Annotated in this window: 1 protein-coding gene; it reads right to left on the reverse strand. The window is 47.2% G+C overall.

The features are described from left to right. Nucleotides 1–365 (reverse strand): histidine kinase (locus FH871_RS34980; RefSeq protein ID WP_229317782.1); only part of this gene is annotated, 365 nt, incomplete at its 3' end. Between the last annotated feature and the right edge of the window lie 57 nt (nucleotides 366–422).

The raw sequence follows: 422 nt of genomic DNA on the forward strand, positions 1-422 counted from the left end.
TCCTTAAAGACTGTTTCAATATTACTCTTGTCTTTGAGTTCCTTGAGGAGCATGGAGATCCCTTCTGAGAGGGTCCGTCCCTGCAGTTCAGTTGGTCTCAGGTGCAAGAGCATGACCCGCAGATCATTTTGAGCACTGATCAGGGTCGTCTCGATTAGGCTTAATTGCTCTTGCAACTGCTCTTTATCCAAATGTTCCAGATTCTGAGCAACACCGGACAACATCATGGAAGAGGCAAAGAGCTCCTGGCTGACCGTATCGTGCAAATCTCGAGCAATTCGCTTACGCTCCTGGGTAACGATGGCCCGGCTATTAGAGATATAGGCATTCTCAGTTTTCTGCAAGTTAGCTGTAATCCTGCTCATCTGTTTTGACAGACGCTCGATATTCTTTCCAACTTCAGACTCTGGCTGCTTACCTAC

Origin of the sequence: Larkinella sp. C7 (genome assembly GCF_006149005.1) — a bacterium.
Lineage (GTDB): Bacteria > Bacteroidota > Bacteroidia > Cytophagales > Spirosomataceae > Larkinella.